The 16,173-nt window shown below is 49.4% G+C and carries 13 protein-coding genes; 1 reads left to right on the top strand and 12 read right to left on the bottom strand.

Annotated features, from left to right (window positions below):
• The 4 genes from BS639_RS15260 to fliZ all read right to left on the bottom strand — a co-directional run.
• Nucleotides 1-4,257: hypothetical protein (locus tag BS639_RS15260; protein WP_139804116.1), on the bottom strand; the 4,257-nt coding region annotated here is incomplete at its 3' end.
• 329 nt (nucleotides 4,258-4,586) lie between these two features.
• Complete coding sequence (locus tag BS639_RS15255; protein WP_055780049.1) at nucleotides 4,587-5,342, bottom strand: YoaK family protein; 756 nt, start codon at nucleotides 5,340-5,342, stop codon at nucleotides 4,587-4,589.
• Between the two features lie 406 nt (nucleotides 5,343-5,748).
• Complete coding sequence (locus BS639_RS15250; protein WP_082457415.1) at nucleotides 5,749-6,792, bottom strand: D-cysteine desulfhydrase; 1,044 nt, start codon at nucleotides 6,790-6,792, stop codon at nucleotides 5,749-5,751.
• Nucleotides 6,793-6,949: 157 nt separating this feature from the next.
• A complete protein-coding gene (fliZ, locus tag BS639_RS15245; protein WP_084983517.1) occupies nucleotides 6,950-7,486 on the bottom strand; it encodes a flagella biosynthesis regulatory protein FliZ in 537 nt (178 codons plus the stop codon).
• A gap of 334 nt (nucleotides 7,487-7,820) precedes the next feature.
• Here fliZ and BS639_RS15240 point away from each other — a divergent pair, with 334 nt between their 5' ends.
• On the top strand, nucleotides 7,821-7,997 hold the full coding sequence (locus BS639_RS15240) for a GhoT/OrtT family toxin (protein WP_084983516.1): 177 nt from the start codon (nucleotides 7,821-7,823) through the stop codon (nucleotides 7,995-7,997).
• 26 nt (nucleotides 7,998-8,023) lie between these two features.
• Here BS639_RS15240 and rlmC read toward each other — a convergent pair whose 3' ends face one another.
• The 8 genes from rlmC to rimK all read right to left on the bottom strand — a co-directional run bounded on the left by rlmC (nucleotide 8,024) and on the right by rimK (nucleotide 16,157).
• Nucleotides 8,024-9,166 carry a 23S rRNA (uracil(747)-C(5))-methyltransferase RlmC gene (rlmC, locus tag BS639_RS15235; protein ID WP_055780057.1) on the bottom strand — a complete coding sequence of 381 codons (1,143 nt, stop codon included), beginning with the start codon at nucleotides 9,164-9,166 and terminating at the stop codon, nucleotides 8,024-8,026.
• Nucleotides 9,167-9,248: 82 nt separating this feature from the next.
• Nucleotides 9,249-9,695, bottom strand: coding sequence for a YbjO family protein (locus BS639_RS15230; RefSeq protein WP_055780060.1), 447 nt, complete (start codon nucleotides 9,693-9,695; stop codon nucleotides 9,249-9,251).
• 37 nt (nucleotides 9,696-9,732) lie between these two features.
• A complete protein-coding gene (potI, locus tag BS639_RS15225; protein ID WP_084983515.1) occupies nucleotides 9,733-10,578 on the bottom strand; it encodes a putrescine ABC transporter permease PotI in 846 nt (281 codons plus the stop codon).
• Nucleotides 10,575-11,528 (bottom strand): putrescine ABC transporter permease PotH, encoded by a 954-nt coding sequence (gene potH / locus BS639_RS15220; protein WP_055780066.1) that lies wholly within the window; start codon nucleotides 11,526-11,528, stop codon nucleotides 10,575-10,577. Before potH ends, potI begins: the two co-directional genes overlap by 4 nt.
• A 15-nt stretch (nucleotides 11,529-11,543) precedes the next feature.
• Nucleotides 11,544-12,707 (bottom strand): putrescine ABC transporter ATP-binding subunit PotG, encoded by a 1,164-nt coding sequence (potG, locus tag BS639_RS15215; protein ID WP_407690310.1) that lies wholly within the window; start codon nucleotides 12,705-12,707, stop codon nucleotides 11,544-11,546.
• A 192-nt stretch (nucleotides 12,708-12,899) separates the two neighbouring features.
• On the bottom strand, nucleotides 12,900-14,009 hold the full coding sequence (gene potF, locus BS639_RS15210; RefSeq protein ID WP_055780070.1) for a spermidine/putrescine ABC transporter substrate-binding protein PotF: 1,110 nt from the start codon (nucleotides 14,007-14,009) through the stop codon (nucleotides 12,900-12,902).
• Between the two features lie 525 nt (nucleotides 14,010-14,534).
• Nucleotides 14,535-15,017 carry a type III secretion system chaperone family protein gene (locus tag BS639_RS15205; protein ID WP_055780073.1) on the bottom strand — a complete coding sequence of 161 codons (483 nt, stop codon included), beginning with the start codon at nucleotides 15,015-15,017 and terminating at the stop codon, nucleotides 14,535-14,537.
• A gap of 237 nt (nucleotides 15,018-15,254) precedes the next feature.
• The gene (gene rimK / locus BS639_RS15200; RefSeq protein WP_055780076.1) at nucleotides 15,255-16,157 is read right to left on the bottom strand and encodes a 30S ribosomal protein S6--L-glutamate ligase; all 903 of its coding nucleotides are present in this window, start codon (nucleotides 16,155-16,157) and stop codon (nucleotides 15,255-15,257) included.
• Between the last annotated feature and the right edge of the window lie 16 nt (nucleotides 16,158-16,173).

Raw genomic sequence — 16,173 nt, 5'->3', positions numbered from 1 at the left:
GTTATTAATAGCATTTTCGAGTGCATTGAAAACGTTCAACAACAACGGTTGATAGTCCTCCACGGGTTGAGAGTCTCTATTCATCATATTAAAAACACACAACCTTACATTAACAAATAAATCCCGAAGACGTTTGGCTGTATTATCAACCGAATTGAAATCATTAATGATTAGCTCAATAGATTCGTTAAACCCTGACAAATATCTATCTGAAGCCCTAATGGCTAACTTATATATATATACCGCCACGTCCACCGTCTTATTACATTGAGATTGAGGAAGATTCATGTTCTTTAGCATGTTTTGCGTTAGTCTTTCCAACATGTCCCCAGGGGGTACGCCAAGAAACTTAACCACGGACAATGCTACTGATCCTAATAACCTGTCTTCAGTACCTCGCAGTAGTTTAAAAATCTCCTGAATAACGATATAAGTACAGCACAAGGGTAATCCCCTTAAGTTTTCACTTATCGCCTCACATAATCTAGCGATATGTTCTGCCGATGTAGCTGTGTTATTTAACAATATGCCATATAATATTGACGCGCGTTCCTTTAAATTTTGCAGGCAATACCTTTCATCAAACAAATCAATAATACTCTGCTTGTCTTCTGAATTTTCAATATCTGCTGTCACAGCGTTTAAAATGGAGACGTTATCAAACACTTTTATTGCGTTTTCACTCTCATTATTACTGGTTTTTTCAGTCACGATAACCATAAATGTGCCATCACCTTTCTGGTATATCTTGATAGCAGAAGCAATATTTTCAATGTTATTACTGCCAATACTTATCTCACCGGCCTCATACCTAAATGTCTCTCCTGATAATTTCTTCTCGATTATGGGATAACTAATAACATGAGAAAGCCATCGTAAAAAATCTGCTGTAGGGTACTTATTTATGTACTTTTTCTGTTCTAACGTTAATGGCACATCAACATCCGGCTCATGTTCTGTTTTGTTGCCATTCTCTGCCTTAACCCTTCCCTTTACCGACGTTTTATCAGCCATATTATTAGCTTGCCTGGTGGTGTTTCTATTCACCTCATTCGCGATGCTGTTAAGCACAAGTGCTTCAAAATGCTGGTCGCCTGACCGAATATGAACCACGCGTCCATCTATTGGCCCGTGTGTGTCTGTAAAATCCGCAATACTCCCCCCCGTTTCTATTGGGCTGAATTGGTGCAGAATGACTCTAAGTGGGCGCTGCCCCGCGCGTTCCAAGTCAGTATTAATGGCGTTGATTAATAACCGTGTTGACTCGCTATTAGAGTGCATATAACCATCTTCTGCGAATCCCCCCTGTACTCCGGGTCGATGCCAGCCATGATTTACCAGAGCCGTGCGATAGTGATAAACCCACTCCCTGTTGTTATGGTCATCAACGTCGTAGCACTGAGTCATATGCTGAACCAGTGAAAAAAGCAGGCAGTCAGAATAGCGGGATCCGGAAGAGTCTGGTTTGTTTGGTATTCGCGTGTAATCTTGTAGGGAAATCTGTTCCTCAGCAGGCAAATCAGCAGCAGCTAAAGAAATTTCTTGCTCTTGCTCCCAGGAGACAGACTGAGCCGCGACATAACCCTGTCTCACTTCCTGGCTTGAGGCCCATTTTTTGTGGTTTCCCGCTATCGGTTTAGCCTCTGAGATTTGCGAGGCGCCTGAACCATGATCATTGGCCCATGCCTTATTGAAAGAGAGAGTAATATTTGCGTCGGCTAATACCTTCTCTGCTACGCTGACCTTTCGTGAATGGGAAGTCTTGTGTGATTTCTTTTTGGCCATGTTGACCTGAATATCTTTGTAATACGGAATTATCTGCTTTGGATCCAGTTGGAAGATCCAACTTTTGTCAGGTGATAACCCATAAGGCAGGTCAATGAGTGCGTTCTTCAACTGCCCCAAGGTTATTGGATCAGCCCATTTTGTGATCCCTCTCTGCCCGGCCCCGAGCGTCATCATATGCTCTTTCGATTGCGCGATTGTCGTCGAGTAGTCAGGCGTCTGTGGTCGTTGACTTGGGTCATAACGAAGGGGCTGTGCCTGTCTGGCGTTTATCAGGGTGGACGGAGTCAGAGTATGACCAAGTGATGAAGTAAACTTATCCGCTGCGGGTGAAAACGCAGGCGCCGCGTCCTTAATCACGTCAAGCGTCTCTTTCATGACAGAATGGACACTCTGCGCTGGGCGATATTGCCTATCGCTGCCGGAATACGCGACGAGTTCATCGACCTTCCACTCAACGTGTAGCTTGTAATGCGTGCCAGTAAGATTATCGGTATACGTCCGTTGCGCCTCAAAATCTGGGATCTTATTCACGTTCTCTTTAGCCCATTTTTGTAATAATTCCCTCGCTTTACCGTTTTCACCTTTCTCTTCTGCCCGCAGATATTTCAGTTGCTCCGAGCGTGAAATTTTCACCATTATTGGGGAAATTACCGCCCCCGTCATAGCTGATTTGTATTGACCCTCTCCTTCCATGATTCGATACTCAGTGCCGTAGATTAAAACCATGACATCGGTTTTCTCGTCTTCGAACTGCCTTACCGCTTCACTCGCCTCAGCCACTGCGATTTGTTGCTGTAAACTTGCCTCACGCTCTGAGGCGTACATGTGACGTTGCATCCGAAAATTCCGGTCTTTTTCATCATCACCGGCGGCTTTACGGGCATTTTCTCCTTGTCCTAGCCACTGGTTTAGCGCAGAAAATAGAGCCAGGCATTCGTCCGCGATAGCCTCGCGCTGAACTTTTTTCCCTCGAGTTTCCAACGCTTGTAGTAGAGTTTTGATGTTATTGTCGATAGTACCCACACTCGAGGCATCTGGCAGGAATTCGCCTGCTTTAAGGGCCGCATCGTAGAAAGCGGACTCTTCAAGGATAGTCCTGAGTAAGGTAAGCAACCGACTTCTATCCTGCTGCAAGGGCGGTATCTCGCACTCCTTCAGGGCATTTATATACCTCTGAGAAATGTGAGTTTCCGGCTTGTGGAGAATTTTTAATAATCGTCTTACCTCGACGCTTTCATTGGCAAACAATTCCAGCGCGTTATTGGCCTCTCGCTGTTTCTCCAGCAAAGACAGCCGATCCCTCACTGATAACTTCTTACTTAGTTTGACACTCAGTCCATTCTTGGACTGCTCTCTGTTACTTATTAACCTGGCCAACTTGTCGCTATCGACTGCACTCACCCGGCGGAGAGCATCAGCCGTGTTATCCAGCGTTAAATAGGCCCCCGAAAGGCATGAAGGGATGGAAACCTCAGAATTATCACCTAGGGAGAGCATTGTGCTTGTCATCGCGTTCACGGCAGTTAACATCTGGGAGAGCGTTGTTTTGCTCATTGCATCCTGGCCTTTTTTAACATCGAAAAGGCCTGTCTCCACTTTTCGTCGCAGCTCGAAGATTGTTCCTTTTATCCTCCCCTTAATCAGTTCTCCGCCCGTATTTTCAACGTTATCCAGCAATTGCTTCACTTTTCCAAGATAATCATCCAGGGCATCAACCCGACGCAGTGCCAACCCAGTATTAATATCCCTAAGACAATAAACCAGCTGTACGGCTAACACCCCCTCCTCTCCAATAATCTTGCCCAGCATGCCGAGGTACATTTCTCTCTGGCTGGTATTAGGTTCACAGCTGTGCCACAGAAACGTGCGCATGAAACCATCACGTTCGATTCCACTTTGTAAAACCCTTAACGGCGTATCACCGCCTTCGCTCAGAGCCAAAAGATTCGACGCCTGCTGCCTGACGTCATCGAGAAAAGTATTCAATCTTTTTTTAACTGCCGGGGTGAGCTGGCTTTCAAGCGAGGCAAAGTCATCGGTCAGTGCGCCCCATTCGCCACCTTGCAGGGCGACGCGAATACACTCTGCGACGCGGTCAACCGGTTTTTCGGCACTGAAGGTCTGCGATTGCAGCAGACCTTTAATACAAACCTCCGGAGCCGATGCGCAGTCTCCAGAATGCAGAGTGGAAAAATAAGAGGTTTTAGGTGACGGCGGGAAATCTACGTTGGGGAATGAAGCAAGGACGGGGGCTGAGACTCGCAGGCTCCCCCCTGAGGGGCTAGGATGTTCCCCGGATAAATGAGTCGATATTGGCGAATTTCCTGGATGAAAAGAGCTTATCCGAGCGGTGTGATTTTGTACGACTGCGTTCATTGCGGGCGCTATTGAACTGACGGTACTTTCTGGAACGAGTGACAATAAGTGATAAGGGCGACTACTGGTATAACGTGTGATGTTTTTGTCCATAAATTAACCCTTATTATTGACAGCAAGAGCGTGCTCAGTTGCCCCTTGAGGCGTTTCAGTTATTTATATTGCCCACGAGGCGGCACGCACGCCGTGGCTCCGCTCCCAAAATAAGGACTATTAAGATGTGGATGATTCGAAATCAGTGGTCATTGCCGATTTAGCAACACCAGTAATGAGGCTGTAAGCGGAATTCCATCGTGCAGCTTTGTGGCGCAAGGGCTTGCGTGGGTTGTATATTGGGCATTGAGAAGGGAAATTCGGATGGCCTGCCCATGACTCGGCAGGCTTTTACCTTACAACCGGATTAACGACGGAATAAAACGGTCTTATAAAAAATGCAGTCGCATCATTCTTCTGCGCGAAATCATGATGGTGAGTGTGATTGAACCTATCGCCACCAACACCAGAAAAATACCAACGGCTACCATTGAGTTGAAGCCAAACTGCTTGAACAGCAACAGGCCGGCAATTCCGCCGATTAAAAACGAAGAAAGGGTCACAAGATGGGTAATCAGCTGACTGCGCTGAACCTTGACCTGTTTCGACGGATCCCGTCTTAGCAGTGAAGCCAACACCGAGGCGAATGCAATGCCGATATCCGTGAGCGTACCGGTAATATGCGTTGAGCGCACCCTTCCGCTCGAGAGTTGGGTTGAGGTGGAATTATGCACCCCCATCAAGAAGCCTAGGAAAATGATTATCTCATGGCTATTTCCGTATGAATAATAATACGTTTCAAAAAGAGAAATGAATACCAGTAATATCCCTTCAAGCAATAGGATAATACTGTAAATAGTGCGAATATTATTTTTAAGCCCGCTAATGGCGATCAGCCGTGAAGTCACTGAACCTATTACAAACGCACCGATCATAGCCGCCAGAAACAGTACGTCGCTTAAGTCAGTATTAGAAACTTCGGAAGAAAGCTGTGAGGTGTTTCCCGACATGTGGGAGGGGAAAATGCCAAACGCCCCTAGCGCCATTGCGTTGAGGATACCGGCCGTGGTGGCTAGCACCAGCGCCAGATTTCTATCATCAGTGTGGGTCCTGCGCCCCTTGCGTCTTATCAGCATGCTTAACATCATCACCTCTTATTAACTCGTTAACGCCTCAGCAAGGCCAAGACCACTTACATTGCCTTTCACGATCAATTTTTCATCATAAATAGAGCGTTCTTAAATGAAAGTTGACTCATGATAAAAAGTTATCTCAGCGTTGTTGTCCATCCCAGCGCGTTTAAATAAGGTGACTTTAAACATTATAGAATATGTGTCGAATCGAATACCGAGTTTGTTAAAAGTATTGTAAAGGTTACACGATGTGAATTTTAAATTACGGATAAACTTTATTTATTAGTATAAATTAACTGCAAGACGAGCTTTCAGACCTAATTACCCTTAAATAAAAAAATAAGCGCCCTATTATAGGGCGCTTAAAGATAATAATGAGTGCGTATGCTTCATTGTGGAGCATTATTGCTGTGAAGTATTACAAATAGGCGAAGAGCGCCGGAGAACCGCCGGTGTGAACAAACAGGATAGGTCCATCGCCTGGAAAACGCTGATGCTCCAAACCGTCAAGCAGCCCTGCCATCGTTTTGCCGGTATAAACCGGGTCGAGCAGCATCGCCTCAAGTTCCGCAAGGAGTTTTATGGCAGCATTCCCTTCCTGGCTAGGTTCGCCGTAGCGTGGGCCAAAATATTCGTCCCACAGCAATATCTCAGGGGCGTCACCTTCCAGTTCAAGTTTTTGCATCAAATCTTGGGCAATGGCTTCAACTTTAGGGCGCTGCGCATCGGCAGTACGTGACACCGTCACACCTATCAGCTGCGTAGTAGGCATCAGCTCACGCAGCGCGACGGCCAGTCCCGCGTGGGTTCCTGCACTGCCGGAAGCCACCACTACTGCACTGAAGTCAACAAAACCGGCGGAACTTTGTTCTGCAATTTCAATTGCGCACTGCACATAGCCCAGTGCACCCAGTGCATTTGAACCGCCAATCGGCACGATATAGGGACGAAAACCCTGTGCCTCGAGCAGCTCGGCCTGTTCGGCCATCTGCGCCATAGGGTCAGTCAGCGCATCGCACATCACCACTTCAGCATTAAACAGGTCGAGCAACATGCGGTTACCGTTGGACAGGTAATTATGCGCGTCGGTGCCGATCGGATTCTCCAGCAAAGCCAGGCACTTAAGGCCCAGCTTCGCGGCGACGGCCGCCGTTTGACGCACGTGATTCGACTGAATCGCACCGGCGGTGATTAAGGTATCAGCCCCCTCGTCGATGGCAGCAGCAGCAAGAAACTCTAACTTCCTCAGTTTGTTACCACCGAGAGCCAAAGGCGTGACGTCGTCACGTTTGATATAGATATCGCGACCGACGAAGTCTGAAAGACGATTCAAACGTTCGAGGGGCGTACTGTTCCCCACTAAATCAATGCGAGAAAATTTTTCTAACTGATGTTTCAAAATCGATAATGAAGATGAATCAGGCAAAGATGAAGGCACGGTGTTCCTCCGAAGCGATGACATAAAGTTATAGGTTTTACAGGCAGGTATGAGGGGAGTATATCAGTGAATATACCTCTCACCGCGATACTCTTTAAGAAAAAAAACGCATTTAAAAGGCAGGCATCTTGAGATGCCTGCTGAATTTAGGGTTCAATTTATCTGTAATGAATGCCGAGTTTCAAGCCTGCTCGAGATAGACCGGGCTGGATGCGCTTTCTTTTTGCCAGGCGAGGTATTGGTCGTACTTTCGCAAAGCAATTCGATAGTTATCCGTGGCTGCAACCGGGACATCATTGATAATACGCTGGTGAATATTCTCCCCGTTGATGCTGTCCTGGGGATAATCACTGGCGGCCAAAATTTCGTCCAGTCGGCGCAGGCGAACGACGTACTCCCTGACCGTGCTGTGATTCATTTCGGTTTGCTTAAACAGATACTGCTTGAAAGCAATAATATCAAAATAAGAGGAGTTGCTATTAAAAGAGATCTCGCTGCAAAAACGGCACAGTGCGGTAAGTTCTTTAGTCAGCCCCCGCCACACTTCTTCGTCAATAAGCTGATCCATTTTAGCAATCGCCTCTTTATTGATAACCTGGCCTTGAAACACCAGAGCCATTCTGTCGAGCTCTTTCCCACACTGTGAACAGTGGGTCTGACTGTGCTTATAATCTTTGAGATATCGGCTCAGAGGCCGTGATTTATTTCCCGCTGGCATAATGAATTCCAAAAAAGTAGTGATACTGCGTAGTGATCATTGTGGTGGCCTCTTTGGGCCTTTAGTGTGAAGCTTTTAAGCTCTCGACCAGCTTAAACCAGTCAATCCACTGTGGACAAGCAATGATTGTGAAACGCGCAATCGATCACCTTCACACTTCGGTTAACAGGTTTAAGGATGCCAAAATCAATCTTCAATTAAAACAGTCGATTAATATTTAACATTTTGTTTACTTTGTAAATCTGTGAACACAATCACTTACCAATTGATTGCAAAATGTTAACCGAATAGAATACCCGCTGATGAGTCGTGTTATTAAAAAGCAGGAGTTAGCGTGCATTTGTGGTGGGAAGTGATTAAAACAATTTACTGGGGCGGATTGGGTATTGCCGCACTATTTACCCTGTTAGTGAGCCGCGATTCTTTTAAAATCCGGCTGCTGACCTCAGGTATAATCGGGTTAACCTGGCCGATGAGCCTGCCGGTAGTGATGTTATTCTCTTTGTTTTAAGTTTACGCTTCCCGCACGACCCTTCTTCACAGGTCAACAGCGTCTTCACGAATTAGCAGCGTCAGCACTTCGTAATGCGCCGTGTGCGGGAACATGTCAAACAGTTGCACGCGTTCTATGCGGTAGTTTTTTAGCTCGCGAATATCTTTCGCCATGCTGACGGCATTGCAGCTTGAATAAAGCACCCGAGCCGGTGCCATACTATCAAGATAGTGGCACAGCTCGTTGCCAATACCACGGCGTGGCGGATTCACCAACACCAACTCTGGTACGGCGTCGTTACCGGTCGCAAAACCCGTCGAGTCTAGGGCTTTGAACTCAACGTTTTTCAGCCCCAGTCGTGCAGCAGAAATTTTTGCGCAGACAATCGCCTCGGCGCTGATTTCTATGCCCGTAAGCTGTGTCTCAGGCCCGGCGCAGTGCAGTCCGAAGCCCCCTACGCCGCAGAACAAATCCCACATGCTGGAAATATCACGCTCGGCCACCCAATCACGGGCAGTGGCATACAGCGCAGCCGCAACCTGTGGATTGGTTTGAAAGAAACTCTGCGGACGAATAAACAGCGGAACCTGGTTAAAATGCTCCTCAAGCGCCTGCTGGTCGGTCAACGCAATCTCCGTCTCCCCTTCTAAAATCGCCATATGCACCGGCTGAATATTTGCCGATACGACCTGCAACGCTGGAACCTGCTGCATGAGCCAAGGCAGCGCAGCGCGCAGCTGTGCCAGCTTAGTTTCAGAACGGAGAACGAAACGCAGCATCAGTCCACCGCTGAATTGGCTCTGGGTTAATAACAGGTGTTTAAGCTCACCGCGCTTGCGCCCAACATGGTAAGGGGTCAGTCCTGCGCGGGCTATAAAGGTTTTAAGATGACGAAACACGTCGCTAAAACTTGCGGGATACAGCGGACAATCACAGAGATCAACCGGCGTGCCGTCGCGATGAAGCATGCCAAGCAGCGGGCGCTCAACGCTGCCGCTGACCACCATTTTCGCCTTGTTGCGAAACGCCTGCTCTGCGCCGTAAACCGGCTCCCGCCATTCGCCAACCGGCAAATCGCCGAGTAATTCGGCCAAATCATGCTGTTTGTCTTCGAGCTGAGTGGCATAAGGCTTGTCGAGCCACTGACATGACCGGCAGGTTCCGGCGGTATATTGTGCGCAATGCATAAATGAGTGACCGTTATCGCTGTTGCGTATTCTGGCAGTTAAAAAGTTGGCGCGAAGTGTACCACCCCACGCGCGTAAAGGCTCACTTATCACGCCGGAAAAAACGACGACTGCTTAAAGGCAAATAAATGAGCAGCAACACCGCCAGATCAGGTACTTTTCTCTGCACCAACTCGGCGATTAGCTGCGGCGTGGTGTTGTAATCTAACCGAAACAGCATCGGTCCAATCCACTCCTCGGAGGCGCAGAACAGGTAAACAACGCTCAACAACTGGCAGGCAAGAAACACCCGCCGACTCCAGCCGCGCCCGCGCATCATAGCGTAGGCACACTGGCACTCGAGCAGCACAATCAACAGGCCCGCCAGCATAATAATACTGTTAAACCACGACTCGCTGCCCACGCTGAGTAGTTCTTGGACGCCGACATAACCGTAGGCGTCAAAAAGTAAAACGAACTCCAGCAGGCGCGTGGCGATGATTGCCGTCGCGCCTGCCATGACCGGAACCGGAATAAAGGCCAGTTTCATACTTCCTTGTTACCCTATCTATAAAGATCAGTTGTACTCAGTGCCGCGTGGCGCGCTGCATATCTTTCACACGCTGTTTCTCGGCCCGGTGCATAAACCACCAGGCAATGACCCCAATGATACCCACCACCAGCAGAATCAGCGTCGCCAGTGCATTTATTTCGGGATTGGTCCCCAAACGGACGCTGGCAAAGACCAGCATCGGCAGCGTAGTTGAGCCCGGGCCTGCCACAAAGCTGGCGATAACCAGGTCGTCGAGCGACAGCGTGAAGGCCAGCAGCCAGCCTGAAACTAGCGCCGGAGCAATCATCGGGATCGTGATAATAAAAAATACCTTGAGCGGCGTTGCGCCTAAGTCCATTGCCGCTTCTTCTATCGAACGGTCAAGCTCTCGCAGGCGCGCCGAGACCACCACCGCGACGTAGGCACTACAAAAAGTCACGTGCGCCAACCAGATGGTGAACATGCCGCGCTCGCCCGGCCAACCCAGCGTGTGGCCCATCGCGACAAACAGCAGCAGCAGCGCGAGACCGGTTATGACGTCCGGCATGACCAGCGGCGCCGTCAGCATGAATGCAAAACCGGTGGAACCTTTAAAACGGCCATAGCGCACCATGACAACCGCGGCCAGTGTACCGACCACCACGGCCATACTGGCCGCAGCGGTGGCAATGGTCAGGCTCATGCTCACCGCACTTATCATTGCAGAATCGTGAAACAGCGCGGTATACCAGCGCGTTGACCACCCGGCCCACACGGTGACAAGTTTGGAGCTATTAAATGAGTAAATCACCAATATCAGCATCGGGGCATACAAAAAAGCAAAGCCCAGCACCAGAATCACGATGCGCCATGGCGAACGAACAACCGGTAACGGATTCATGCGTTGTCTCCCAGCTGTTTATTCTGATATTTGTGGAACCACAGGATGGGCATGATCAACAGTAACAACATCACCACGGCCACCGCAGAAGCCACCGGCCAGTCGCGATTGTTAAAGAACTCCTGCCACAGAATACGGCCAATCATGATGCTATCTGGCCCACCGAGCAGTTCAGGTATTACGTATTCACCCACGGCAGGAATAAATACCAACATTGATCCAGCAATAATGCCGCCCTTGGTCAGTGGAACAATGACTTTGACGAAGGTCTTGAAGGGCCTGGCACCGAGATCTAAAGAAGCCTCCACCAGCGAGTAGTCCAGCCGCGTCAGTGCGGTATAGATTGGCAACACCATAAACGGCAGATACGAGTAAACGATGCCGATATAAACCGCCAGATTGGTGTGCATAATGACCAGCGGATGGTCGATAACGCCCAACCAGATAAGAAAATTGTTCAACACACCATTGTCTTTAAGGATTGCCATCCAGGCATAAACACGGATGAGGAATGAGGTCCATGAAGGTAAAATAACTAGCAAAAGCAGTATATTACGTGTGGACGGCTTACTGTGCGCCACCGCCCAGGCGAGTGGATAACCAATCAGCAAGCACAGCAGCGTAGAAATTGCGGCCACCTGTAGCGATTGCAGATAAGACTCGATGTACAGCGCGTCGCCTGCCAGTTGAATATAGTTGCCAAAGTTTAGCGCGATATCCAGCACGCCGTCGGCCCAGCTCATCAGGTCGGTGTAGGGTGGAATAGCGCGCGCCATATCGGCAAAGCTGATTTTCAGCACAATCAAAAACGGCAATACGAACAGCAAAATAAACCACACCAACGGCAGCAGGATCACCAGCTTTTTACCGTGCGCCTGTTGGAGCCGCCAGAGCAGCGAACGTGATTTAGCGGGAGGCGCGGCCTCCGGTGGGTCAGTCAACATGGTCATTTTTATCCCCTCGACCTAAACGGTCAACACAACGCAGCTGTCCGCTTCCCAACACAGGCGAACTTCATCGCCCCAGGTTGGCATCCCTTTACGGAAACGATGTCCGTTTTGCAACTGGGCGGTAATCATCTGGCCACTGTGCAATCTGACGTGATAAATCGACAGGTCACCGAGGTAGGCAATATTCACCACCTCACCGACAGCGAAGTTACACCCGTCTGCCGGAACCTCTTCGCAGAGCATAATTTTCTCGGGCCGCAGTGCTACAAAGGCCGGCACGCCGTCGATAACGGAGGCGTCGGGCGACACTTTTAACGGATGCATTAATCCCGGGCTACGCAGAATCAGTGCCTCTTCCTCACGAGATTCGAGTAAACCTTCAAACACGTTAACCGAACCAATAAACTCGGCGCTAAAACGGCTGTTAGGATGCTCATAAATCTCTTCGGGTTCACCAATTTGCACAAACTTGCCGCGATTCATGATGGCGATACGTCCCGCCATAGTCATCGCCTCTTCTTGATCGTGAGTCACCATGACGCAGGTGGCGCCCACGCGCTCGAGAATATCGACCACTTCGAGCTGCATGCGGTCACGCAGCTTTTTATCCAGCGCCCCCATCGGCTCATCCAGAAGCAGCAGTTTCGGGCGTTTTGCCAGGCTACGCGCCAGTGCAACGCGTTGACGCTGGCCGCCGGATAGCTGATGCGGCTTACGTTTAGCAAACTCTTGCATATGCACCAGCGTTAACATCTCAGCGACCCGAGCCTTGATTTCAGCCGACGGCAGCTTGTCCTGTTTTAGACCAAAAGCAATATTTTGCTCCACGGTCATGTGTGGGAACAGCGCATAGGACTGAAACATCATGTTGATGGGGCGTTGATACGGCGGCACCTGCGACAAATCCTGTCCGTCGAGCACTATCTGCCCTTTAGTGGGCAACTCAAACCCGGCCAACATACGCAGCAAGGTTGACTTGCCGCACCCTGACGCGCCCAGTAAAGCAAATATTTCGCCTTTGTAGATGGTGAGATTCACATCATCGACGGCGTATTGCCCGTCAAAAGACTTGGACAAATTACGAATTTCCAACAGCGGCGTGAACTCTTTAAGACTTTTTTCACCTTTAAGGCGTTCGCTGTTGAGCTGAGTCTGCGGGTTTGGAATAGCGTCGTTCACTCAGAGGTGTCTCCGGTAGAAGCGGGTTAGTTAATTTAAGCATAACAGCCCTGCCGAAACTCGCCGGACCATTAGCCAGTAATCTGATGTATTCACACCCCAATCTGCAAAGCGAAGCGGCCCCGAGAGCGTTCCGGAGCCGCGAAGTGTGCGCTTCACCTTATGTGTGTGCTGCGCCTGCTACCTTGCTGATTATTTACCGCTCTTCACTTTGGTCCACGAACGGGTGATCACGCGGTCAATTTTCGGGTCCTGAACTTTGAGGGTGAAGAGTTTGGCGCGCACGTCTGCCGGCGGATAAATGCTCGGATTATTGCGAATTTCTGGTTTCACCAGCGGCGTTGCGGCAGAGTTTCCGCTCGCGTAATACACCGCGTTGCTTATTCCTGCCATGACTTCTGGTTTCATCAAATAGTTAAGGAATTGATAGGCTTCGTCGGTATTTTTAGCATCGGCAGGCATCGCAAAGACGTCGAAGAACGCCAGCGCCCCCTCTTTAGGAATGCTGTAGGCAATGTTAACGCCGTTTTTCGCTTCTTTGGCACGGTTTGATGCCTGTATTACATCCCCCGCCCAGCCGACCGCCACGCAGATATCGCCGTTCGCCAGGTCATTGATGTACTGGGACGAGTGGAAGTAACGGATGCTTGGGCGCAGTTTCAACAGCAAATCGGTTGCCGTCGTGCTGTAGTCGGTAGCTTTCGTGCTGTTAGGGTCAAGATGCAGATAGTTAAGCACTGTGGCATAAATTTCTGCCGGCGCATCCAGGAAGGAAACCCCGCAACTTTTCAGCTTCTCGAGGTTTTCAGGCTTTAATACCAAATCCCAGCTGTCAACCGGGGCATCTTTACCCAGTGCGGCTTTCACTTTATCTACGTTATAACCGATACCGGTCGTTGCCCACAGATAAGGGATGGCATATTTGTTGCCAGGATCGTGCTGGGCGACCATTTTTAACAGTTCAGGATCGAGATTTTTGTAGTTTGGCAGCTTGCTCTTATCCAACGGTTTAAACACGCCGGCAGAAATTTGGCGCTCAAGGAAACTGGCTGAAGGAACCACTAAGTCAAAACCGGTGCTGCCTGCCATCAGCTTGCCTTCCAACACCTCGTTGGAGTCGAAGACGTCGTACACCACTTTAATGCCGGTTTCCTTTTGGAAATTGGCCACCGTGTCAGGCGCGATATAGTCAGACCAGTTATAGATATGCAGCGTTTTGTCTTCCGCAGACGCGGCGACAGACGCGGCCATAGCCACACCGGCAATAACACCAGACAACCACTTTTTACGCAGGGTAAACATCCGTTATTACCTCCAACAGGGGTGATAAAATAAAATATGTTCCGGTCATCGCGCTCATCAGCCCCACCAAGACAAAACGCTGCCTTTGTAAACGAATAAGTCTGCTAACCAGTAATTAAATAGATTAGTAAAAACTTTACCCATCTGAACATTTTTTTGCCTACCCTGGCTAAAAGATACTATGCATAGCCATGCACGCTGATTACTGCATCAACGGTGTAATAATCCATTGGTTTTTCGAGCTATCTTACTCGCCATGCAGTTTGTGCAGCATAACGTTGTGAGACACATCACACCAGACCTGCGGCGAAAAAACGTCATTAATCGATTATTTATGCACTTTGGTCTATACCCTGCGTCATTTCAGACCATACAAAGAGAAACAAACAGTAACACAGGGCAATGCTTAGCATAAAATATCGTTAAAGGCATGAATGACAGCGCAGCCATCGGGATGTCTGCGCTGTTCAAGAATTCGGCGGAGTGAACTTCTGAGGAAGAGGTGCGGCTGTAACCGCCTGCGGTTTAGTGCAGCAGCGGAATATTCAAACTAATGGGAGGAGTGCTTTCGTCTTCGTCCCCCACAAACAGCAGGTCGTTGGCGTGCGCTTCGAGAATGATCATCGACATTTGCTCTTCGCCCTGCTGCAGGAAATGGGCGAACTGTTCGATGGTAATGCCCACGGCAACACTAATTGACTGACAAACAATGAGTTTTGGCAGGTTGTCGTCCTGAATATCGACAAAGGCTTTCACCGTCAGCGAGCTGGCGTTGATTTGGCTAAGGTCAGCCACTAACGGGATTAAGGCAGTCGGTTTAACTTCGGCCAGCGAAGAAAAAAGGATCACGTTATCAACCAAGTCGACCTTGGCATCAAAAACCCCATCGAAATTTTGCATGTGCGGCAGATGTAGAGCCTGACAAGAATCACACTCGAAAAAAGAGATGCCCAGCTGATCGAGCCAGCGTCGTAACAACGCCAAATCAGGGACGATGAGTGAATCCATAATAATCAGCCTCAGTGTGTCAAAAAGCACGATGACGAATCGTAAAAATATCGGAACTCGAAAATCAGTTTACGCAATTTTCTTACGTAATCGGTCATTTTAAGCGAATAGTTAAGTGCGACAGCTTACGGAAAATTCCCGTTCGACGCCACGATCAATGCCGACATTAGCAATTATTCGCTTAAATTATGGCTACCCTTGACTCAAAAACGTCACATCGTTGATTTATTCACCGCATCAGCCACCCGACTTCAGTTTAAAGCCGGGTTTGGCACGCTGCTGGATGTAGTCGATCATCATACCGGCGATATCCAGGCCGGTGGTGGTTTCTATGCCTTCAAGCCCCGGCGAGGCGTTAACCTCCATCACCAATGGCCCCCGTTCGGCGCGCAGAATATCGACGCCTGCCACGTCGAGCCCGAGTGTGAGTGCGGCTTTAATAGCCACCTCTTTTTCCAGCGGCGTGATGTCAACGTTGCGCGCCGTGCCGCCGCGATGCAGGTTGGAGCGGAAATCACCCGGTTTGGCTTGGCGCTCAATAGCGGCCACCACTTTTTTACCCACCACTAAACAGCGAATATCGCTGCCGTTAGCTTCGCGGATATATTCCTGCACCAGAATATGTGCATTGAGTCCACGGAAGGCGTCAATCACACTTTCTGCCGCCTGCCGCGTCTCGGCCAGGACTACGCCAATCCCCTGCGTGCCCTCAACCAGTTTCACCACCAGTGGTGCACCGCCAACCAACGCAATCAGGTCTGAGGTATCGTCCGGTGAGTGGGCAAAACCCGTGATCGGCAGGTCGATACCTTCGCGGGCCAGGATTTGCATGGAACGGAGTTTGTCGCGCGCGCGGGTGATCGCCACCGATTCATTTAAGGGAAAACTGCCTAACATTTCGAACTGACGCAAAACGGCTGTCCCGTAGAAGGTGATTGCTGAACCAATTCTCGGTATAACCGCTTGATACTTATCAAGCTGACGCCCGCGGTAGTGCACGCTGGGCGCAGCGCAGTTGATGTTCATATAGCATGAAAGGGGGTCAATCACGTCAATTTCATGGCCGCGAGACTCCCCCGCTTCCCGAAGGCGTTTGCAAGAATAAAGGCTACCGTCGCGGGAAAGAATGGCAATTTTCATCAGACACTCCGTTGTC

The organism is Rouxiella silvae (assembly GCF_002093625.1).
Taxonomy (GTDB): domain Bacteria; phylum Pseudomonadota; class Gammaproteobacteria; order Enterobacterales; family Enterobacteriaceae; genus Rouxiella; species Rouxiella silvae.
This window is presented reverse-complemented; position numbering and strand designations above follow the sequence as displayed.